The sequence below is a fragment of the Streptomyces sp. CB01881 genome, assembly GCF_002953255.1.
Taxonomy (GTDB): domain Bacteria; phylum Actinomycetota; class Actinomycetes; order Streptomycetales; family Streptomycetaceae; genus Kitasatospora.
The window spans coordinates 7,344,659-7,364,677 of record NZ_CP026498.1 but is presented as its reverse complement, the minus strand read 5'-3'; the positions used below and the strand labels follow the sequence as shown (position 1 = coordinate 7,364,677).

At 74.4% G+C, this 20,019-nt stretch carries 20 protein-coding genes and 1 pseudogene; 5 read left to right on the top strand and 16 right to left on the bottom strand.

The window, feature by feature from the left end:
• Positions 1-30: 30 nt before the first annotated feature.
• The 6 genes and pseudogenes from C2142_RS40175 to C2142_RS22055 all read right to left on the bottom strand — a co-directional run.
• Positions 31-1,014 (bottom strand): annotated as a pseudogene (locus C2142_RS40175) (SAM-dependent methyltransferase); the annotation flags it as partial.
• A complete protein-coding gene (gene hemC / locus C2142_RS22075) occupies positions 1,011-2,021 on the bottom strand; it encodes a hydroxymethylbilane synthase (RefSeq protein WP_148644258.1) in 1,011 nt (336 codons plus the stop codon). The gene hemC and the pseudogene C2142_RS40175, both read right to left, overlap by 4 nt.
• Before the next feature lie 41 nt (positions 2,022-2,062).
• Positions 2,063-3,400, bottom strand: coding sequence for a glutamyl-tRNA reductase (locus tag C2142_RS22070; protein WP_148644257.1), 1,338 nt, complete (start codon positions 3,398-3,400; stop codon positions 2,063-2,065).
• Positions 3,401-3,431: 31 nt separating this feature from the next.
• Complete coding sequence (locus tag C2142_RS22065; protein WP_174315677.1) at positions 3,432-4,331, bottom strand: redox-sensing transcriptional repressor Rex; 900 nt, start codon at positions 4,329-4,331, stop codon at positions 3,432-3,434.
• A gap of 101 nt (positions 4,332-4,432) precedes the next feature.
• Complete coding sequence (locus C2142_RS22060; protein WP_148644256.1) at positions 4,433-5,203, bottom strand: 3'-5' exonuclease; 771 nt, start codon at positions 5,201-5,203, stop codon at positions 4,433-4,435.
• Positions 5,204-5,368: 165 nt separating this feature from the next.
• Positions 5,369-5,653, bottom strand: coding sequence for a glutaredoxin family protein (locus tag C2142_RS22055; RefSeq protein WP_148644255.1), 285 nt, complete (start codon positions 5,651-5,653; stop codon positions 5,369-5,371).
• Positions 5,654-5,780: 127 nt separating this feature from the next.
• Here C2142_RS22055 and C2142_RS22050 point away from each other — a divergent pair, with 127 nt between their 5' ends.
• A complete protein-coding gene (locus tag C2142_RS22050) occupies positions 5,781-6,770 on the top strand; it encodes an HAD-IB family hydrolase (RefSeq protein ID WP_148644254.1) in 990 nt (329 codons plus the stop codon).
• A 220-nt stretch (positions 6,771-6,990) separates the two neighbouring features.
• On the opposite strand, the gene C2142_RS22045 is transcribed toward C2142_RS22050, so the two are convergent.
• On the bottom strand, positions 6,991-7,131 hold the full coding sequence (locus C2142_RS22045) for a hypothetical protein (protein ID WP_153882806.1): 141 nt from the start codon (positions 7,129-7,131) through the stop codon (positions 6,991-6,993).
• Between the two features lie 305 nt (positions 7,132-7,436).
• Here C2142_RS22045 and C2142_RS22040 point away from each other — a divergent pair, with 305 nt between their 5' ends.
• A complete protein-coding gene (locus C2142_RS22040) occupies positions 7,437-8,222 on the top strand; it encodes an ECF subfamily RNA polymerase sigma factor, BldN family (protein WP_148644940.1) in 786 nt (261 codons plus the stop codon).
• A gap of 328 nt (positions 8,223-8,550) precedes the next feature.
• Positions 8,551-9,870: a DUF5667 domain-containing protein gene (locus C2142_RS22035; RefSeq protein WP_148644253.1), complete on the top strand. Its 1,320-nt coding sequence runs from the start codon at positions 8,551-8,553 to the stop codon at positions 9,868-9,870.
• A 207-nt stretch (positions 9,871-10,077) separates the two neighbouring features.
• Here C2142_RS22035 and C2142_RS22030 read toward each other — a convergent pair whose 3' ends face one another.
• The 8 genes from C2142_RS22030 to proC all read right to left on the bottom strand — a co-directional run bounded on the left by C2142_RS22030 (position 10,078) and on the right by proC (position 17,376).
• On the bottom strand, positions 10,078-11,088 hold the full coding sequence (locus tag C2142_RS22030) for a lysophospholipid acyltransferase family protein (RefSeq protein ID WP_148644252.1): 1,011 nt from the start codon (positions 11,086-11,088) through the stop codon (positions 10,078-10,080).
• 7 nt (positions 11,089-11,095) lie between these two features.
• On the bottom strand, positions 11,096-12,184 hold the full coding sequence (locus C2142_RS22025) for an NAD-dependent epimerase/dehydratase family protein (protein ID WP_148644251.1): 1,089 nt from the start codon (positions 12,182-12,184) through the stop codon (positions 11,096-11,098).
• A gap of 148 nt (positions 12,185-12,332) precedes the next feature.
• On the bottom strand, positions 12,333-12,431 hold the full coding sequence (locus tag C2142_RS22020) for an AURKAIP1/COX24 domain-containing protein (RefSeq protein ID WP_003948845.1): 99 nt from the start codon (positions 12,429-12,431) through the stop codon (positions 12,333-12,335).
• Between the two features lie 188 nt (positions 12,432-12,619).
• A complete protein-coding gene (locus tag C2142_RS22015; protein ID WP_148644250.1) occupies positions 12,620-12,829 on the bottom strand; it encodes a helix-turn-helix domain-containing protein in 210 nt (69 codons plus the stop codon).
• 214 nt (positions 12,830-13,043) lie between these two features.
• On the bottom strand, positions 13,044-14,240 hold the full coding sequence (locus tag C2142_RS22010; protein ID WP_148644249.1) for an acetoin utilization protein AcuC: 1,197 nt from the start codon (positions 14,238-14,240) through the stop codon (positions 13,044-13,046).
• 328 nt (positions 14,241-14,568) lie between these two features.
• Positions 14,569-15,780, bottom strand: a complete 1,212-nt coding sequence (locus C2142_RS22005) for an MFS transporter (protein WP_241002717.1) — start codon at positions 15,778-15,780, stop codon at positions 14,569-14,571.
• A gap of 93 nt (positions 15,781-15,873) precedes the next feature.
• Positions 15,874-16,527: an HAD family hydrolase gene (locus tag C2142_RS22000; protein WP_148644248.1), complete on the bottom strand. Its 654-nt coding sequence runs from the start codon at positions 16,525-16,527 to the stop codon at positions 15,874-15,876.
• Positions 16,528-16,548: 21 nt separating this feature from the next.
• Positions 16,549-17,376 (bottom strand): pyrroline-5-carboxylate reductase, encoded by an 828-nt coding sequence (gene proC, locus C2142_RS21995; RefSeq protein ID WP_148644247.1) that lies wholly within the window; start codon positions 17,374-17,376, stop codon positions 16,549-16,551.
• A gap of 183 nt (positions 17,377-17,559) precedes the next feature.
• Here proC and C2142_RS21990 point away from each other — a divergent pair, with 183 nt between their 5' ends.
• Positions 17,560-17,994, top strand: a complete 435-nt coding sequence (locus C2142_RS21990; protein ID WP_148644246.1) for a hypothetical protein — start codon at positions 17,560-17,562, stop codon at positions 17,992-17,994.
• 113 nt (positions 17,995-18,107) lie between these two features.
• Positions 18,108-19,469, top strand: coding sequence for a hypothetical protein (locus C2142_RS21985; RefSeq protein WP_148644245.1), 1,362 nt, complete (start codon positions 18,108-18,110; stop codon positions 19,467-19,469).
• Between the two features lie 3 nt (positions 19,470-19,472).
• On the opposite strand, the gene C2142_RS21980 is transcribed toward C2142_RS21985, so the two are convergent.
• Positions 19,473-20,000 (bottom strand): EamA/RhaT family transporter, encoded by a 528-nt coding sequence (locus C2142_RS21980; protein ID WP_148644244.1) that lies wholly within the window; start codon positions 19,998-20,000, stop codon positions 19,473-19,475.
• Positions 20,001-20,019: the final 19 nt, after the last annotated feature.

The following is a 20,019-nucleotide window of genomic DNA, read 5'->3' as shown; positions in this document are numbered from 1 at the left end:
CCCCGCAGCAGATGGAGCGGGCGATCAAGGGCCGGTGACCAGGCCCTTGATCGCCCGCTCCATCTGCTGCGGGGTGCGCGGCGGCTCGACGGCGATGGTCGGCACCTCCTGCGGCACCGCGCCGTACGAGCGGAGCTGCTCGGAGAGGCCGGTGGCCTGCTCCTTGGTGCGCGGCACCAGCACGTTCCAGCCGAACAGCGGCTTGGTCTCGAACCAGGAGTGCGAGGCGCGGTGGGCGACCTGCTCGCCCACCACGGCTATCACCGAGGTCGCCGGGTCCACCGGTGCGGAGACCGGGGAGGGCAGCACCCGGGCCGCCTTCAGGTCGGCCGCGATGGTGGCCAGGGTGGCGGTGAAGGTGCGCTGGCGGGTGGTGGTGCCGGAGAGCGTCGCGCTGAGCGCCGACTCCGGCTTGCGGCCGTTGGAGACCAGCGCGTTGGCGGTGGCCGGCAGCTGGCCCAGGGTGGTGCGGACCACCAGGGTGGTCTCCGGCGCGCCCAGGTCCACCGGGCTGCCGGCGAGCAGCGCGGCGCCGTCCACGAACCGGACGTCGGTGCCGGCCGTACCGCGCAGCGGCACGCCCGCGTAGGCCGGCACGCCGACCGACTGCGCGACGCCCGGGATCACCTCGAACGGGATCCCGCCGCCCGCGCAGCTGAGCATCTCCTCGGCGGCGCAGCCGTCCAGGCCCGGGTCGCCGTCGACGGTGCGGACCACGTGCTTGCCGGAGCGGACCGCCTCGGTGACCAGCTGGGCCAGGTCGAAGTCGGTGCCCTCGGCGGCGGGGGTGTGCACCTGCACGCCGTCGGGACAGTGGCTGCGCACGGCGGCGGCGGTCAGCGGGTCGGCGACCAGGATGTCGGCCGAGGCCAGCACCTCGACCGCGCGCAGGGTCAGCAGGCCCGGGTCCCCGGGGCCCGCGCCCAGGAAGGTGCACCGTCCGGCTGCGGCCGGCCCGCCCGCGAACGGGCTGTCGGCCGGGAACGGCGTCTCGGTGGCGGCGGTGGGGCTCATCGGGCTCGCTCCCCCATCAGGGCGGCCGCGCCCGCGTCGAGCAGCCGGGCGGCGAGGGCGTGGCCGAGGGCCGCCGCCTGCTGCTCGGCGGTCTCGTCGAGGACGATCGGACCGTTGGCGGACATCTTCAGCAGGGTGGCGCCGTCGACGGTGCCGACCACGCCCTCCAGCCGCAGTTCGTACGGGTGGCCCCAGGTGGCCAGCGCGGCGACCGGTGCGGAGCAGCCGGCCTCCAGGGTGGCCAGCAGGGCACGCTCGGCGGCCACCGCGACCCGGGTCGGGAGGTGGTCGAGCGCCGAGAGCTCGGCGGCCAGTGCGGCGTTCGCCGTGGTGCACTCGATCGCGAGCGCGCCCTGGCCGGGGGCCGGGATCATCAGCTCCGGGTCGAGGTGCCCGGTGATCTCGGCGGCGCGGCCGAGCCGGTTCAGGCCGGCGGTGGCCAGCACCACCGCGTCCAGCTCGCCGGAGGTGACGAAGCCGATCCGGGTGTCCACGTTGCCGCGGATCGCGACCGTCTCCAGCTGGGCGCCGAAGGCGCGGGCCCAGGCGTTCAGCTGCGCCATGCGGCGCGGCGAGCCGGTGCCGATCCGGGCGGTGTGCCCGGAGCCGGCCAGCTTCTCGACCAGCTCGTCGAGGGCCAGGCCCTCGCGCGCCACCAGGGCGTCGCGGACGTCCTCGCGCTCGGGCACCGCGGCCAGCACCAGGCCCGCGGGCTCGGCGGTGGGCAGGTCCTTCAGCGAGTGCACGGCGAAGTCGATCCGGCCCTCCAGCAGGGCGTCCCGCAGGGCGGAGACGAACACGCCGGTGCCGCCGATCTGTGCCAGCGCCTCCCGGGAGGTGTCGCCGTAGGTGGTGATCTCCACCAGCTCGACGGGGCGCCCGGTGAGCCGGGTCACCTCGCGGGCGACCATGCCCGACTGGGCCATGGCGAGCGCGCTGCGCCGGGTGCCGAGCCGCAGGGGTGCGGTGGCGGCCGGGGCCTGGTCGGTGAGCGGTTGACCATTCATGAGGTGATCGTCCCGGTGGTACTCGTGGGATGGCTGACGGTTCATCTGGCGCCCCCGCCCGAAGGCTGCTGGGCGCCGATCGGAGTGCCCGAGACCGCGTGCACGGCCGCCGGGTCGAGGTCGAACAGCTCGCGCAGCGCGTCCGCGTAGGACGCGCCGCCGGGCTCGGCGGCAAGCTGCTTCACCCGCACGGTCGGCGCGTGCAGCAGCTTGTCGACCACCCGGCGGACGGTCTGGGTGATCTCGGCGCGGGAGCGCTCGTCCAGACCGGGCAGCCGGGAGTCCAGGCGGCCCAGCTCGGCGGCGACCACCTCGGAGGCCATCGCCCGCAGCGCCACCACGGTCGGGGCGATCCGGGCGGCCCGCTGGGCGGCGCCGAAGGCGGCCACCTCGTCGGCGACGATGCCGGAGACGGCGTCCACGTCACCGGCGCCGGGGCTGGCGGCGTGGGCGTGCGAGAGGCTCTCCAGGTCGACCAGGAGCGCGCCGGGCAGCTCGTGCACGGCGTGGTCGACGTCGCGCGGCATGGCGAGGTCCAGGAAGGCGAGCGGGGTGCCGCCGGCCCGGGAGGCCACCGCGGCGGCGACGTCCTCGGCCCTGATCACCACGCCGGCCGCGCCGGTGCAGGAGATCACCAGGTCGACGTCGGCCAGCGCCTCGGGCACCTTGGCCAGCTCGACCGTCCGCGCCACGCCGGCGCCGAGGATCTCGACCAGCCGCTCGGCCCGCTCGGGCGTCCGGTTGGCGATCAGCAGGTCGGTGACCCCGGAACGGACCAGGGTGGCGGCGGCCAGCGAGCTCATCGAGCCCGCGCCGACCACCAGGGCCCGCTTGCCCGCGATCTCGCCCGCGCCGGCCGCGACCTGCTCCAGGCCGAAGGTCACCAGCGACTGGCCGGCCTTGTCGATGCCGGTCTCGCTGTGCGCCCGCTTGCCGACCCGCAGGGCCTGCTGGAACAGCTCGTTCAGGCCGCGCCCGGCGGTGTGCTCGTCCTGTGCCTTGGCCAGCGCGTCGCGCAGCTGGCCGAGGATCTGGCCCTCGCCGACCACCATCGAGTCCAGGCCGCAGGCCACCGAGAAGAGGTGGTGGACGGCGCGGTCCTCGTAGTGGACGTAGAGGTGGGAGGTCAGCTCCTCCAGGTCCACCCCGCTGTGGTGGGCCAGCAGCAGCGACAGCTCGGCGACGCCGGCGTGGAACTTGTCCACGTCCGCGTACAGCTCGATCCGGTTGCAGGTGTTCAGCAGCGCGGCCTCGGCGACGGTCGCGGTGGCCGCGGCGTCGTGCAGCAGCCGGGTCGGGACGTCACCGGTCAGGGCGGCGCGCTCCAGCACGCCGACCGGGGCGGTGCGGTGGCTCAGTCCTACGACGAGAAGACTCATGCCCGCCCCCTGGTGCCACGGATCTCGGTGCTCATGCCGGCATCACCGCGGAGAGTTCGCCCTCGCCGCCCTTGCCGGGCTTGCCCTTCGGTGCCGCCTCGGCGTCCTTGGCCGACGGCTCGGCGGCCGTGCGGGCCTTGCCGGAGCCGCCGGCGGCGCGGCGCAGCTTGGCGGCGGCCGCGCGGACCGGGCCGGGGGCGCGGTCCAGCACCGACTCGGTGCGGTCCGGCTCCTCGCCCGCCTTGCGCTGCTCGTGGAAGGCCAGGATCTGCAGCTCGATGGAGAGGTCCACCTTGCGCACGTCCACGCCGTCCGGGACGGTCAGCACGGTCGGGGCGAAGTTGAGGATGCTGGTGACGCCGGCCTCGACCAGGCGGTCGCAGACCTGCTGGGCGGCGCCGGGCGGGGTGGTGATGACGCCGATCGAGACGTGCTGGCTCTCCACGATGGACTCCAGTTCGTCCATGTGGCGCACCGGAAGGCCGGCCGCGCTGCTGCCGACCACGGCCGGGTCGGCGTCCAGCAGGGCGGCCACCCGGAAACCGCGGGAGGCGAAGCCGCCGTAGTTGGCGAGCGCGTGGCCGAGGTTTCCGATGCCGACGATGACGACCGGCCAGTCCTGGGTCAGGCCCAGCTCACGGGAGATCTGGTAGACGAGGTACTCGACGTCGTAGCCGACACCGCGGGTGCCGTACGAGCCGAGGTAGGAGAAGTCCTTGCGCAGCTTCGCGGAGTTCACGCCCGCGGCGGCCGCCAGCTCCTCGGAGGAGACGGTCGGCACCGAGCGCTCGGAGAGCGCGGTGAGGGCCCGCAGGTAGAGGGGAAGGCGGGCGACGGTCGCCTCCGGGATGCCCCGGGCACGCGAGGGTCGGCGCGCGGCGCCCTGGTCGGGCGTCTGCGAACTGCTCTGTGGTGATCGGCCGATTGCCACGGTGCTCCTGTGGGTGAAGCTGGGCTTTGGCAGCCAGGCTATGCGTTTGTGAACGTGTGCACAAAGATGGTGTCCGATTTGTCCCCGCACAGTGATGCGCATCACGCCGGAGACCCCATAGCACCGGTCCCTTTCCGGGCCGCCGCCGGGGGCTGTGCGCCGGGTGTCCCGGCGGGGTGCGGGGCCTCCCCCGGCGACCCGGCCGGAAGGTCCCGGCGGAACAGCCGGAAGGGCTCCCCGGACGGGCGCGAACGCGCGCCGCCCAGCCGCGGCCACGGCACCCGGGCCGCCTCGCGCAGCGGCAGGGCCCAGTCGTCCGGCGGGCAGGAAGGCGCCCCCAGGCAGTGCCGCAGCAGCTCGGCGGTGGCCCGGGCGTCCCCCAGCGCGGTGTGCGCCGGGAACCCGCCCAGGCCCGCCGCCTCCGCGCAGGCCACCAGGCCGAAGCCGCGGGCCTGCGGCAGGTGCGCGCGGGCCAGCCGCATCGTGCAGAGCAGCGGGACCGGCGGCAGCGGCACGCCGATCCGGGCGAACTCACGATCCAGGAACGCGTGGTCGCAGGTCACGTGATGGCCGACCAGCACCCGGCCGGCCAGCAGCTCCAGCAGCCGCGGCGCGATCTCGCGGAACCGGGGGGCGCCCTCGACGTCGGCCTGGGCTATCCGGTGCACATGGGTCGGGCCCACCGGGCCCAGCGGGTCCAGCAGGGTGCAGAACTCGGCCTCGGGGTGCAGTGCCGCGTCCAGCAGCACGACGGCGACCTCGACCACCCGGTGCCGCCACGGGCTGCGGCCGGTCGCCTCCACGTCCACCACCGCGAACCCCCCGGCCCCGGCGGGGGCGACAGGGGTCCCATGGGTCGGACCGGGAAGCATGGCAGCACTCCTCGCGTGCTCAGCCCCCCATGGGCGCAAACGAGTTCGATCGTAAGCCGACCCGCGGGGGGCTCCCCGGGCCGATCCCGGTTTTCTTCACAACGATTCGGCGAACCGCCCCCGCCGACCGGCGGGGGCCACGGCCCGGCGGGGCGCCGTCAGCCGTCAGCCGCCCAGGGCCGCGCGCAGCCGGCGCTCGTCGACGCGCCAGAAGTCGTGCTGACGGCCGTCGATCAGGGTGACCGGGATCTGCTCCCAGTACTTCCGGTACAGCTCCTCGTCCTGTGTGATGTCCCTCTCCTCGAAGGCCGTGCCCAGCTCGCCGGTCACCCGGACGATCACCTCCCGGGCGTCGTCGCACAGGTGGCAGCCCGGCTTGCCGACCAGGGTGACGGTCCGGTCGGACGGCTTCGGGCTCGGGCTCTTGTCGCGTCGCAGCAGTGGGCTCACCCGGCCATTGTGCGCCCGGCCGCGACCCGCCCGCCCGCCTCCGGGAAGAAGGGGACACCTCCGGTGTTCACCACCCGGGCACGTCGCCGTCACGGCCCCTGCCGACCTGGCTGGATATGCTCGGTCCATGGCCGTGCTCCGAAGGCTCACCCAGGCAAGGCGTTCCACCACCGTGCGGACCGCCCTCGCCGGCGAGGCCGCGGCCGAGGCCGCGGAGGCCGCCCTGCGGGCCGAGCCGGCCACCGCCACCACCGTGGCCGCACCCCAGGAGCAGACCCCGGCCGCCGACCGGCCGGCGAAGGCCCCCAAGGCGCCCGCCGGGAACCACACCCCCGAGCGGGACGACCCGCGCGCCGCCGCCTTCTTCGACTGCGACAACACCATCCTGCGCGGCGCCGCGATCTTCTACCTCGGCGTCGGGCTCTACCGCCGCGGCTTCCTGACCCGCCGCGACATCGCCCGGTTCGCCTGGCAGCAGGCCTGGTTCCGGCTGCACGGCACCGAGGACCCGGACCACATGGCCGACGCCCAGCACACCGCGCTCGGCCTGGTCGCCGGAAAGCGGACCGCCGACCTCGAAGCCATCTGCGAGGAGGTCTTCGAGGAGGTCGTCGCCGACAAGATCTGGCCCGGCACGCGCGCCCTGGTCCAGATGCACCTGGACGCCGGGCAGCGGGTCTGGCTGGTCACCGCCGCCCCGCTGGAGGTGGCCAGGGTCATCGCGCGCCGGCTCGGCATGACCGGCGCGCTCGGCACCGTCGCCGAGGCCAGGGGCGGCCTCTACACCGGCCGGCTGGTCGGCGAGCTGCTGCACGGGCCCGCGAAGGCGGCTGCCGTCCGGGCGCTGGCCCGTCGCGAGCGGCTCGACCTGGACCGCTGCGCCGCGTACAGCGACTCGGCCAACGACATCCCGATGCTCTCCCTGGTCGGCCACCCGTACGTGGTGAACCCGGACGGCGCGCTGCGCCGGCACGCGCGGGCTCAGGGCTGGCGGGTGCGGGACTTCCGGACCGGGCGCAAGGCGGCCCGGCTGGGTCTCCCGGCGGCGGCCGCGCTCGGCGTCGTCGCGGGCGCCGCGGCGGCCGGGGTCGCCCTGCACCGGCGCCGGCACGCCTGAGCTCCCCCTGGACCCGGCGGCCCCCGCCACACCCCACTGCGCCCCGCCGGACACCACCGGAGAGCGTTGGAGAGCGCCGGGACGACGGCCGGACGTCACCGGGACGGGTCACCCCTGCGCGGGTGACCACCAGTCAATCCGCACGCTGACCAGGCCCCTCGTACGGGCGAACTCCGGCGTGGCAGGGGGCCGTACGGACCCGTTGAGCGGTCCTGTCAGCTCATGACCGGTTCTGATCGTTCGTCAGACCGGGAAAGTCAGGGGTTACCGAGGCCGAGGACTGGGAAACCGCCCGCCACGCCGCCGAATTGGTCACCCTGCGCGCCTGTTCGATCACGTTGAGCCGGATGATCGATGACATCTTCGGTCAGTGTCAGCCGAATACGCATGCCCGGAGGATCCCAAACGACCACTTCGACCACACGGTGTAGCTGTCATTGCACAAAGCGTTATTCTCTCCTGGATGCACGTCACCCACGCGCCCCTCCCGACCGGGCGGCGCGGGCGTGCTCTCCGCGCAGGCGGAGGTGATCCGTCCACAGTTCTGCCTCTGGGAGTCCCGTGTACCCACCCGTCCGGAACGACGCGCCTGCACCCTCCCGCCCGTCGCCCGCGCCCCTGCGCTCCCGCACCAGCCTCCGCAGCCGCCCGGGCTCCGCCCGGCAGATCTCCACCGGCCTGGAGCTGTTGCGCAGCCTGCTCCGCAGCCAGCTCGCCGTCCCGCCCCAACTGGTTCCCGCCGGCAGCGCGCTCGGCTACGGCCCGCCCCAACCCGCCGGCCTGGCACTGCGCACCACCGCCGCCGGCTCCTCCACCGGAACCGGCTCGCGCGGCCGCGCCGGGGCCGCCGGCACCAGCGGCCGTAGCCGGGCCAGGACGGCCCCGAGCCCCGGCTACGAGACCGAGCACAACCCGATCATGGAGCTGGTCGAGAAGGCCCAGGCCGGTGAGAGCGAGGCCTTCGGCCGCCTCTACGACCACTACGCGGACACCGTCTACCGCTACATCTACTACCGGGTCGGCAGCCGGGCCACCGCCGAGGACCTCACCAGCGAGACCTTCCTGCGGGCGCTACGCCGGATCGGCACCTTCACCTGGCAGGGCCGGGACTTCGGCGCCTGGCTGGTGACCATCGCCCGCAACCTGGTGGCCGACCACTTCAAGTCCAGCCGGTTCCGGCTGGAGGTCACCACCGGCGAGATGCTCGACTCCAACGAGTGCGAGCGCAGCCCGGAGGAGTCGGTGCTGGAGTCGCTCTCCAACGCCGCTCTGCTGGACGCCGTCCACCGGCTCAACCCGCAGCAGCAGGAGTGCGTCACGCTCCGCTTCCTGCAGGGGCTCTCAGTGGCCGAGACGGCCCGGATCATGGGCAAGAACGAGGGCGCCATCAAGACCCTCCAGTACCGCGCGGTGCGGACGCTGGCCCGCCTGCTGCCGCCCGACGCGCGGTGAGCGGAGCCGGAACGGGGGGCCGTACCAGCAGCAGCACCGGGGACAGCGGGAAGGACGGCACCGGGGACGGTGCCGGGGACCGCCCCGGGGAGATAACCGGAGGGCCGTCACCATCGGTGCCGGCCCGACACGTCCGGGTGAACGGTCGGTCCGATGATCAGCCGTGCGTAACCGACCGCCCGCACCGCTCGTTGGCCAGCGTGCAAGCCTCCACCAGGCGTACGGTCAAGTCGAATTGCGACCTCTCACCCGATGGAGTGGCTTTGGCCCGCCGAGGCAACCGTCCGGCAGGCCGGGGTGTCGACAACGACGAAGGGAGGTGTGGCCCGTGACGGCAAACGTGCTGGAGCACCGGCGGGCGAAGGCCTTCGCCGAGGCGCTGGAGGCCCACCAGGCAGAGCAACACGGCGCCGCCGCTGCCGGATCGGCCAACACCGCTTCCACCGGAGCAGGTTCGGCCGCCATGGCCGAGCTGGTCGGGGTGGCCGGCGCACTCGGCGCACTGCCGGGACCGGAGCTGGACCCGCAGGTCCGGGCCGTGCAACGCGCCCAGCTGATGGCCGCGTTCGAGCAGGCCTTCGCCGGCGGTCAGGGCGCGACGGTGCCCCGCCAGCGCAGGCACCGGGCGGCCCGGCTGGCACCGCGCGGCCGCTGGAGCCGCCGGTTCGCGATCGGCGGACTGGTCGCCGGGCTCGCCGTCGGCAGCTTCGCCGGTGCGGCCGCCGCCAGCTCCAACGCCCTGCCCGGGGACACGCTGTACGGCATGAAACGCAGCCTCGAAGGGCTCCGGCTGGACTTCGCGAACTCCGACAGCGAGCGCGGCGGACTGCTGCTCGACAACGCCGCCACCCGGCTCGACGAGGCCAAGAGCCTGGTCGGACGGACGGACGGCGGCGCGCTCAGCCCGGGCACCGTGGAGCAGGTCCGTAAGGCGCTCGACGACATGCACGCCGACGCCATCAAGGGCCGCGACCTGCTGCGCTCCGTCTACCGCAGCAACGGCTCGCTCGACCCGATGCGCACCCTGGCCGGCTTCGCCCAGGACGAGGACGACCGCTGGAGCGAGCTGCAGAGCAGGCTGCCGGTCCAGCTGATCCCGCAGGCGCACCTGGTCGACCAGCTCTTCGACGACATAAGCGAGGACGTCGCGCCCCTGCGTCTGGCCCAGCCGCCCGCCAAGGGCGGCGGCAAGGCCGGCAGCGGGACGGGCGGCGCCACGGGCTCCGCGCCGGACCGCGGCTCCCCGGCCGACGCCACGGCCGGCGGCGGCAACACCGCGCCGGGCTCCGGGCCGGCCCAGAGCGGCGGCGCGGGGGGTGCCAACGGCAGCGGCAAGGCCGGCACCACCGGGCGGGCCCCCTCGGCCGGGGCGAGCTCGCCCGGCAACGGCGGTGGCGGCAGCGGCGCAGGTGCCCCGAGCAACGCACCGAGCAACGCACCGGGCGCGGTCGGCGGGCTGGTCGACGACCTCACCAGCGGGCTCACCGGCACCAAGCCCTCGCCGAGCCCCGACCCGGCGCCCGACCAGGCGGCCCCGCTGCCGTCCGGCTCGCCCAGTGCCCCCGTCGGCGGCGCACCGCAGCAGGGGGTCGACGTGCCGCCGCTGATCCCCGGGCTGCTGCCCGGCCTGCGGATCCTCGGCGGCTGACGCGGTCGAGCAGGGGTGTGGGGCCCGGTGGCAGCGCCGCCGGGCCCCACACCCGCGCCCGCCCCGGAGCACGGCCGGAAGAAGCGGAGCACGGCCCGGAACGACCGGAGCACGGCCCGGAAGGACCGGCGAACGACCGGCGTAGGGCCGGCCCGGGCGCACCGGCCCGGGCCCGCCGCTCAGCGGGACCGGCTCAGCGGGACCGGCTCAGAAGAACACCGAACGCCGCTGCACCAACAGCTCGTAGAGGGTGTGCTGGATGGTCTCCCGCACCTCGTCGGCCAGGTCGAAGACCAGCATCGGATCGTCCGCCGCCTCCGCCGGGTGCCGGTCGGTGGCGATCGGCTCGCCGAACTGGATGGTCCACTTGGTCGGCAGCGGCACCGCGCCCAGCGGCCCGAGCCACGGGAAGGTCGGCGTGATCGGCACGTACGGCAGGCCCAGCAGCCGCGCCAGCGTCCGGAAGTTGCCGATCATCGGGTAGGTCTCCTCCGCCCCGACGATCGAGCAGGGGATGATCGGCACCTGCGCCCGCAGCGCCGAGGCGACGAACCCGCCGCGCCCGAACCGCTGCAGCTTGTACCGGTCGGAGAAGGGCTTCCCGATGCCCTTGAAGCCCTCCGGCCAGACCCCGACCAGCTCGCCGCGCTCCAGCAGCGCCTGGGCGTCCTCGTTGCAGGCCAGCGTGTGGCCGGCCTTGCGGGCCAGCTCGTTGACCCCGGGCAGGACGAAGACCAGGTCGGCCGCGAGCATCCGCAGGAACCGCCCGCCCGGGTGGTGGTCGTGGATGGCCACCTGGGTCATCAGGGCGTCCAGCGGGATCGTCCCGGAGTGGTTGGCGACGATCAGCGCGCCGCCCTCGGCCGGGATGTTCTCGATCCCGCGCACCTCGATCCGGAAGTACTTCTCGGCAAGCGGGCGCAGCAGCGAGAGCAGCACCTCCTCGGTGAGCTCGCGGTCGAAGCCGAACTCGTCCACCTCGTAGTCCCCGGTGATCCGGCGGCGCAGGAAGGCGAGGCCTTCGGCGGCCCGGCCCTCCCAGCCCTTGCCGAACAGCCGGGTGGCGGCCGGGCCGAGCCGCCCGGCCAGCGCCCCGCCGACGGCGTCGGCGATCTGGTCGGCCAGGCCGGCGGGCCGGTCGGGCTCGCTCCAGCTGGGCGCGGACTCGATCGGGATGACCTTGGCCTCGCCCGGTGCGTTCTCGGCTGCGGCACTCATCGCGGGTTCAGCTCCTGGGTCGGTTCGGGCGGGCGGCCGGGCCGTGCTCGCGCCCGAGCAGCGCGGCCAGTCCGTCGGTGACGGCGGCGAGGCGCTCGGGCGGCAGCAGGCCGGCGGACTGCGCGGCGGCGAAGTCGGCGAACGCCTCCGGGGTGGTGTACCGGGGGCGGTACCCGAAGGTCTCGCGCAGGCGGGTGGTGTCCACCACCCGGCCGTGGGTCAGCAGCCGCAGCTGCTCGGGCGAGAAGTCGACCATCCTGGTCTGCCGGGCCAGCCCGGCCATCCAGCTGATCGCGGGCAGCAGCAGCGGCAGCATCGGCCGGCCGAGCCGGCGGGCGCACTGGGAGAGCAGCAGGACGCCCTCCCCCGCCACGTTGAAGGTGCCGGTGTTGACGGTGCCCGGTTCCGGCTCGTCGGCCGCCCGGGAGAGCACCGCGAGCACGTCGGCCTCGTGGGCGAACTGCAACCGCGGGTCGTACCCGAGGACGGTGGGCAGTACCGGCAGCGCGAAGTACTCGCTGAGGGGGGTGTCGGCGCCGGGGCCGACGATGTTGGCGAACCGCAGCACCGTCACCGCGACGTCCGGACGGCGCCGGGCGAAGCCGCGGACGTAGCCCTCGACCTCCACCGCGTCCTTGGCGAAGCCGCCGCCGGGGAGGTTCTTGGGCTGGGTCCGCTCGGTGAACACCGCCGGGTCGCGCGGCGCCGAGCCGTAGACGCCGGTGGTCGACTTCACCACGAGCCGCCGCACCCCGGGCGCCTTCTGGCAGGCGCCGAGCAGCTGCATGGTGCCGATGACGTTGGACTCCTTGACCGACGAGCGGTTGGTCGAGCCCAGGCCGGTCGCGCTCACGGCGAGGTGGACGACGGTGTCGACGCCGTGCTCGGCGATCACCCGGGCCACTGCCGGGCGGCGCAGGTCGAGCTGGTGGAACCGGTACGGCGCGGCCGTCCCGTCCTGCTCCTCGACGGCCTCCCGGGGCGGCTGCACGTCCACGCCGACCACCAGGTCGACGTCCGGCCGGCTGCGGAGCTCGGCGGCGAAGCGGGCCCCGAGCTGGCGGGCCACGCCGGTGACGAGCACGACCTTGCCCACGGTGCTGCACCTCGTTCCTCGGCCTCCGCGGCCTGCGTGCACCGTACCGCGCCGCCATGGCGTGCCGTGAAACGACACCGCCCGCCCGGGCTGCGAGGCCTGGACGGGCGGTGGAGGCGCCTGGCGCGCTGGGCGCGGCCGAGGGCGCTTACTTCTTGTTGCGACGCTGCACGCGGGTGCGCTTGAGAAGCTTGCGGTGCTTCTTCTTGGCCATACGCTTGCGACGCTTCTTGATGACAGAGCCCACGGAACAACCCTCGCTCACTGAGACTCCCGTCCGTGAGAGACGGAGTCCATACGACTGACGGAGGGCCTAGCCTACCGTCCGTACGGCCAGGGCAGTAATCGTGCTCCCCGTGACCGGGAAACTCGGGGGAAATCTGCGGCAAACGAGTGCGGGGCCCACCGGCTGTGAGCCCCGACCCGCCGCCTGTCCTACGCGCTTTCGAGCCGCACGTAGGACTCCTTGAGGTACTCGTGCACCGCCTGCTGGGGCACCCGGAAGGACCGCCCGACCCGGATGGCCGGCAGCTCTCCGCTGTGCACCAACCGGTACACCGTCATCTTGGACACCCGCATGACCGCGGCCACCTCGGCCACGGTCAGGAAGACGACTTCCTGCAGGGGGCGTTCGCCGGAACTCATGACCATCACCCGACCCTTACCCGTGTGCAAGGCACCGGCTTCCCCTCCGGTGACTCCACCGGCACACGTGTATCCCCAGAGTAGTTATGGGTGGTACCAGTGGGAAGAGGGGGAAGGGCAGTCCTCGTACGGTGAGAGATAGTCCTGTTGCAGTACGTAGTCGATCGGCGGTCTGCCGTACCGGCCGTGCGCACGCGGCGGCCGGGGCCTGCGGTCAGGGCAGCAGGCCGTGGTGCGGCAGGACGGCGCGGCGGGCGGCCAGGATCGCCTGGTCGAGCCGGTCCGCCGGATCGTATCCCGCGTCGAAGTCCCGCCAGGCCGGCCGGGCTCCGTCGGTCATCCGCAGCGGGGCCGGGCGGCGGGTACGCCGGTAGACCTCCGCGCGCCAGGCCTCCGGGGTCTCGGTGGCGGGGTCGACGGGCCGGCCCGCGGCGGTGGCGACGAGGTGGGTCCAGGCCCGCGGGACGACGTCCACCACGGCGTAGCCGCCCCCGCCGAGGGCGACCCAGCGGCCGTCGGCGTACCGGTGGGCGAGGTCGTGCAGTTCTTCGGCGATCAGCCGCTGGGCGTCGACGGTCACCGCGAGGTGGGCGAGCGGGTCCTCCAGGTGGGTGTCCGCGCCGTGCTGGGTGACCAGGACCTGCGGGCGGAAGGCGGCCAGCAGCTCGGGCACCAGGGCGTGGAAGGCGCGCAGCCAGCCGGAGTCGCCGGTGCCGGCGGGCAGCGGCAGGTTGGCGGCGGAGCCGGGGGCGCCCGGGCCGCCGGTCTCGGTGGCCCAGCCGGTCTGCGGGAAGAGCGTGGCGGGGTGCTCGTGCAGCGAGACGGTGAGCACCCGGGGGTCGTCCCAGAACGCCTGCTGGACGCCATCGCCGTGGTGGACGTCCACGTCGACGTACGCGACCCGCTCGGCGCCGAGTTCGAGCAGCCGGGCGATGGCGAGCGCGGGGTCGTTGTAGATGCAGAAGCCGGACGCCCTACCCGGCATGGCGTGGTGCAGCCCGCCGGCGAAGTTGACGGCGTGCGGGGTCTCGCCGTGCCAGACCGCCTCGGCGGCGGCCACCGACTGGCCGGCGATCAGCGCGGAGGCGGAGTGCACGGCGGGGAAGGCCCAGTTGTCGTCGGTGCCGAGGCCGTGCCGCTGGTCCTGCTCGTCGGGGTGGGCGGCGGCGTGTCTGACCGCCTCGACGTACTCGCGGGTGTGCACCAGGCGGAGCGTGGAGTCGCCGGCCGGCGGGGCCGAGCGGACGGTCACCCCCGGCCCGCTGTTCAGCCCGAGGGACTCCACCAGGCGCATGGTGAGCTCCAGCCGGGCCGGGTCCATCGGGTGGCCGGGACCGAAGTCGTAGGCGGTGACCGCCTCGTCCCAGAAGAGGTGCAGGCCGCAGGGGGTGTCACGCTCGGCTTCGGGCATGGCCTCCACCGTAGTGGGTGGCGGCGCGCGGGCTCCCCTCGGGCCGGGCGAGTCTCAGGCGCCGGCCGGGCCGCGCGCCCCGCCCGGCGCGGAGGCCGCGACGGGAGTACTCAACCGGCTGGAGAAGGCCGGCTACGCCCGCCGGGAGGCCGACCCGGCCGACCGCCGCCGGGTCCGGGTGGTGATGGAGGAGGGCGCGCAGGAGCGCATCCTCCAGGTCTACGGCCCGTTCTACGAGCGGATCGGCGCGCTCTTCGCCGACTGCACGCCGGACGAGGTCGCCGTCCTGGCGGACTGGTTCACCCGGGCCAGGGCGCTGATGCAGGAGTCACTGGACGAGCTCCGCCGAGCCCCTCCCCTCCGCCGGGGCGGGTGCGGGCACCGGGGAGAACCGGCCGGCGAGCGGCAGCACGGCCAGCACCAGCAGCATCGGGGCGAGCAGCGCCCAGCGGTACGAACCGGCGTCGGCGATCGCCCCGACCAGCGGCGAACCGATCAGGAAGCCGACGTAGTTGAAGAGGTTGAGCCGGGCCACGGCGGCGTCCGAGTCGGCCGGGAAGAGCCGCCCGCCGGCCGCGAAGACCTGCGGGATGATCGCGCAGATCCCGAAGCCGAGCACGGTGAACCCGGCGATCCCGGCCCCGGCGCCGGGCGCGGCGGCAGCCACGGCGAAGCCCAGTGCGGCCAGCGCGGCACCGCCGCGGACCACCGGGACGGCGCCCCAGCGCTGCACCGCGCGGTCGCCGACCGCGCGGCCGAGCAGCATCGCCACCATGTAGCCGAGGTAGGAGAGCTTGGCGACGTCCTCGGGGCTGCCCAGGCCGTCGGCGAGGTACTTGACGCTGTAGTTGGAGACCGAGGAGTCGGCGATGTAGGCGAAGACCATCGCCAGGCAGAGCGGCAGCAGCGGCCGCCACGGGACGGACCGGGCGGCGGCCTCGGCGGCCTCCCGAACGGCGTCGCCGAGTTCGGCGGGCCCGGCGAAGCGGGCGCCCGCCAGCACCGCGAGCGGGGCGATCACGGCCGCGGCCGTCCCGAACAGGACGGGCAGGCCGAGGTCGTAGTGCGAGCCCAGGCCGGCGACGGCCGCGCCGACGATGCCGCCGAGGCTGAACGCGGCATGGAAGCCGAGCATGACCGAGCGGCCGTAGCGGTGCTGGAGGCCCACCCCGAGCATGTTCATACTGGCGTCCAGCGCGCCGACCAGCAGTCCGAACACGCCCAGCGCGAGGGCGAGTTGCCAGAGCGTTCCGCCCAGCCCGGCGCCGGCCAGGCTGAGGCAGACGGCGGGCTGGACCACCCGCAGCACGGCCCGCGCGCCGGTGCGCTTCACCAGCTGCTCGGAGACGATCGAGCCCACCCCGGCCAGGACCGGCACGGCGGCCAGGAAGACCGGCAGCAGCGCGTCGCTGAGCCCGTACCGGTCCTGCAGCTCGGGGATGCAGGTGACCAGCAGGGCGAACGTGATGCCCTGGAGCAGGAAGCTCGCGGCCAGCGCGGCTCTGGCCTGCCGCAGCCGAGGGGGTATCGCGGTGCTCACACGGACCTCGCTACTGGCCGGTACGACGATGTTGGCGAGAGCGTAGGGGGTGGCACGGCTTTTGGGGAGGGGGTGCGCGCGACCGGGCCGGCCTCAGCCCAGCAGGGCGGGCACCTCCGCCAGGTCGGCGATCAGCCCGGTGGCGCCGGCGGCGGTCAGCTTCGCCGGGTCGGTGAGGGCGGTGTAGCCGTACACGTCCATCCCGGCCGCGCGGGCGGCCAGCACGCCGTTGGGGCTGTCCTCCAGCACCAGGCAGCGGGCCGGGTCGACGCCCAGGGTGCGGGCGGCGTGCAGGAAGAGGTCGGGCGCGGGCTTGCCGACGCCGACGTCCTGGGCGCTGAAGATCCGCTCCTCCGCGTGGTACTCGCGCAGGCCGGTGACGTCCAGGGCGGTGCGGATCCAGTCGTGGTGCGCCGAGGAGGCCAGGCAGTAGGGGACGGCGCGCTGCTGAAGCTCCTTCAGCAGCGCCTCCGCGCCCCGGACGGCCGTCAGCTCGGCGCCGAACGCGGCGAACACCCGGCCGTGGTACAGCTCGTCGAAGCCGTCGGGCAGCTTCGCGCCGTCGTACCGCTCGGCGATCACGTCGTGGACCCGGTGCGCGGCGGTGCCCATGAAGTCCCGGTACGAGTCCTCGGTCGTGGTCGGGTACCCGAGCTCGGTCAGGTACCCGGCGAGCAGCCGGTTGGAGAGCGGCTCGCTGTCCACCAGGACACCGTCGTTGTCGAAGATCACCAGGTCGTAGGCCATGCGTTCGAGCCTACGGGGTGCTCACTTCCCGCCGGAGGCCAGCTCCCGGGAGCGGTCCCGGGCCGCCTCCAGGGCGCCGAGCAGCGCGGCCCGGACCCCGTGGTTCTCCAGCTCGCGGATGGCCGCGATGGTGGTGCCGGCGGGCGAGGTGACCGCCTCGCGCAGCTTCACCGGGTGCTCGCCGGAGTCCCGCAGCATCACCGAGGCGCCGATCGCGGACTGCACGATCAGGTCGTGCGCCACGTGCCGGGGCAGGCCGAGCAGGATGCCCGCGTCCGTCATCGCCTCGACCAGGAAATAGAAGTACGCCGGGCCGGAGCCGGAGAGCGCGGTGGCCGCGTCCTGCTGCGACTCCGGCAGCCGCAGCGCCTTGCCGACCGAGCGGAAGATCTCCTCGGCCCGCTCCAGGTGTGCCTCGGTGGCGTGCGAGCCGCCGGAGATCACGCTCATCCCCTCGTCCACCAGGACGGGCGTGTTGGGCATCACCCGGACCACCGGGGTGCCGGCCGCGAGCCGGTCCTCGAACCACGCGGTGGGGATGCCGGCCGCCGCCGAGATCACCAGCCGGTCCGGGCTGACGTGCGGCGCCAGCTCGTCCAGCAGGGTGCCCATGTCCTGCGGCTTCACCGCGAGGATCAGGGTGTCCGCGAGCTTGGCGGCCTCGCTGTTGCCGACCACGCCGACGCCGTACTTCGCGGCCAGCTCGGCGGCCCGCTCCGGACGGCGGGCGGTCACCACGACGTCGGCCGGGTCCTTCCCGGCCCGCAGCAGTCCGGAGAGCAGGGCCTCCCCGATCTTGCCCGTGCCGAGGAAGGCGATCTTCTGCCCGTGCGCCGCTGCGCTGCCCATGCCCGCTCCTTGCATCCGTTCCTGCCGCCATCCTCGCACCGCGCGCCCGCCCGGGGCCGGACCGTCCACGGAGCGGAAGCCCGGAACACCGGGGGAAGGCGGACCCTAGGGAGAAACTCGGGGTTCTCCCCTATGGCCCGCCGCTGTTCCCGGGCGCACCGTGGACGTATGGCACACGGAGAGATGTCCCGACGTGAGAACCGGCAAGCCGCCGTCGCCGCCGCGACGGTGGGGCCGTGGCGGACGGCCGCGGGTGTCGGTGCACTGGTGGGGGCGACGGCCCTGGGGATCGATGCGATCACCGGGCACTGGTCGCTGAGCATGCTGGCCGGTCCGGCCGGCTGGGCCCTGTTCTTCTTCTTCCTGGTCGGCACGGTCGGTGGCCGGCTGCGGCGCGACACCGGCGACCGGCGGCTGCGCAAGTGGGTGGCCGAGCACCCGTGGCAGTCGGCGCTGCCGGCGGCCGGGGGCCTGCTGGTGCTGAACACACTGGCGCAGATGGTCCTCGGCGACGCGGGCCTGTTCGGCGCGTTCTTCCTCTCGCTGCTGCCGGCCGGCGTGCTGCTGGCGGTGGCGGGCGTGGTCGGCTCGGTGAAGCAGGCCCGCGGCAAGGAGTGACGGACCGTCCGGACCAGGACAAAAAGGGGTGATCACCGCACACCGAACACGAGTTCACCACATGATGTGCCCCCGATCAGGGACTCGTCACACCCCGTCGGCATACTGGCTCGATGCCGATAGCCGAAGATCCAGAACCGCGCCCGTCCGAGGGCCGGAACCCGGACGGGGCGGACCCGTCCGGAGCGGGCGGGAAGGACCCGTTCGACGAACTCGTCCTGGACGACGAGTTCGTCAAGGGCGCCACCGTGAAGGAGCAGGCGGCCCGCACCCGGATGCTCGCCGCACAGTGGAAGCACACCCCGCCGGTCGACCCGGGCGGCCGCCGCTCGGTGAACGACGGCCCGGGACGGGCGAAGCGTTTCGGCCGCAAGCCGAAGCCGGCCGCCGCCGACCCCTGGGGCAACCCGGTTCCGCGCCGCCGGCTGGAGTGGCGCACGCCGTTGTACGTGCTGCTCACCATCACGGTGCTGCTGGCGGCGTTGAACCTGGACAGCCTGAAGTTCTGGTACTCGACGCACTTCGGCTACGCCTCCGACCACCCGGCCGCCGCGTCGGCGGTGCCGACGGTGGCCCCGGAGACCGCCCGGCCGACCGCCGCCCCGCCGACGCTCGACCCGCAGCAGCCGACCGTCGACCACCCGTGGGCCGGCTCCCCCGCCGAGGGCTGGCCGTCCTCCGTGGACGCCTTCGCTCCGGCCCAGGCCCCCGGCCCGATCGGGGTGTTCGACGCCGAGCAGGTGGCCGCCCAGGTCAAGCTGGTGAAGGACTACCTGGCGGCCGCCAACCTGGACCCGAAGGTGGTCGCCGGCGGGACGCCCGACGCCGCGCTGGCGATGCTGGACCGCGAGGAGCAGGACAACGCCAGGGCCGCCCTGACCAAGCCGTCCTCGGAGAGCGACCCGACGGCCTGGTTCAGCCGCTTCGATCCGCGCGACGCGATCCCGGTCTCCGACACCGTCAAGATGCAGGGCCTGATCACCGTCGAGGGCGACGGCGACAAGGGCGTGCTGGTGCACACCGACTTCACGTACGTGTACGCGCTGCGGCCGGGCCCGGAGGCGGGCAAGCGGGCGGCCTCCCCGAAGCCGGCCACGCCCCGGCCCTCGGCCCCGCAGCCGCCGGCCGGTGACGGCGGCGGCCCCAAGCCCGCGGGCTGGACGGTGCCGGCCGCCGACGTCGCCGGTGACACCTGGACCACCCGCACGATCGTGCGGCGCGTGGACACCTTCCGCTTCTACGACCCGGCGCGCTACCGGGTCAATCCGAAGAAGCTGGTCTTCTCCAAGACCCAGTCGGACGCCGGCAACTCGGCCTGCGACATCAACGACGGCTACTACCACCCGCAGTTCGACCAGTTCGCGACGCGCCCGCCCGGGTCGACGGCGGAGCCGACCGGCCCCGCCACCGACCCGTACGACCGCACCAAGGACCTCGCGGACAACCAGGACTGCGGCAGGATCAGCCGCAACTGACGCTCAGCGCCTGCGCCTGCCCCGGCCCGGCGCCCTGCCGTCGGGCCGGCCGCTGCGGCCGGCCTGGCGGCGCTGGTGGGCGACGGTGGCCCGCTCGTGGCGGGCGCGCTTGTCGGCCTCGCCGGGCGCCTCGACCAGGCTGCGGAGGAAGTAGGCGAACAGCGCACCGACCCCGCCGATGATCCAGACCGCACCGAGCGACTTCTCCTCGGCCATCCAGCCGGTCAGCTGGTCCTTGCCCTCGGTGAACAGCTTCCAGCTGCGCAGGCCGGAGAGGCAGGAGCAGATCGCGACGGCGGCCAGCAGCAGCCCGTTGACGAAGCCCGCGTTGTCGGAGAGCCGGACGCCGTCGACGGCCAGCCGCAGGACGAGGGCCGCGGCCGCGGTGGCCAGCAGGGCGCCGATCGGCACGACGGCCCGGCGCAGCCAGTAGTCGCTGCCGCGCCCGGCCCAGCTGGTGCCGAACCAGCGGATCGGCTCCGGCTCGGGGGCGCCGGCGGGCTTGGGGGCGGGGGTGGGGTGCTCGGTCACACGGCCGATTATCACCCGG

What these genes read in the sequence shown, in the direction of transcription:
- hemC (WP_148644258.1), bottom strand. Translation starts at nt 2,021, where the DNA reads ATGAATGGTCAACCGCTCACCGACCAGGCCCCGGCCGCCACCGCACCC.
- C2142_RS22070 (WP_148644257.1), bottom strand. Translation starts at nt 3,400, where the DNA reads ATGAGTCTTCTCGTCGTAGGACTGAGCCACCGCACCGCCCCGGTCGGC.
- C2142_RS22060 (WP_148644256.1), bottom strand. Translation starts at nt 5,203, where the DNA reads ATGCTTCCCGGTCCGACCCATGGGACCCCTGTCGCCCCCGCCGGGGCC.
- C2142_RS22050 (WP_148644254.1), top strand. Translation starts at nt 5,781, where the DNA reads ATGGCCGTGCTCCGAAGGCTCACCCAGGCAAGGCGTTCCACCACCGTG.
- C2142_RS22045 (WP_153882806.1), bottom strand. Translation starts at nt 7,131, where the DNA reads ATGTCATCGATCATCCGGCTCAACGTGATCGAACAGGCGCGCAGGGTG.
- C2142_RS22030 (WP_148644252.1), bottom strand. Translation starts at nt 11,088, where the DNA reads ATGAGTGCCGCAGCCGAGAACGCACCGGGCGAGGCCAAGGTCATCCCG.
- C2142_RS22015 (WP_148644250.1), bottom strand. Translation starts at nt 12,829, where the DNA reads ATGAGTTCCGGCGAACGCCCCCTGCAGGAAGTCGTCTTCCTGACCGTG.
- C2142_RS22010 (WP_148644249.1), bottom strand. Translation starts at nt 14,240, where the DNA reads ATGCCCGAAGCCGAGCGTGACACCCCCTGCGGCCTGCACCTCTTCTGG.
- C2142_RS22000 (WP_148644248.1), bottom strand. Translation starts at nt 16,527, where the DNA reads ATGGCCTACGACCTGGTGATCTTCGACAACGACGGTGTCCTGGTGGAC.
- proC (WP_148644247.1), bottom strand. Translation starts at nt 17,376, where the DNA reads ATGGGCAGCGCAGCGGCGCACGGGCAGAAGATCGCCTTCCTCGGCACG.
- C2142_RS21990 (WP_148644246.1), top strand. Translation starts at nt 17,560, where the DNA reads ATGTCCCGACGTGAGAACCGGCAAGCCGCCGTCGCCGCCGCGACGGTG.
- C2142_RS21985 (WP_148644245.1), top strand. Translation starts at nt 18,108, where the DNA reads ATGCCGATAGCCGAAGATCCAGAACCGCGCCCGTCCGAGGGCCGGAAC.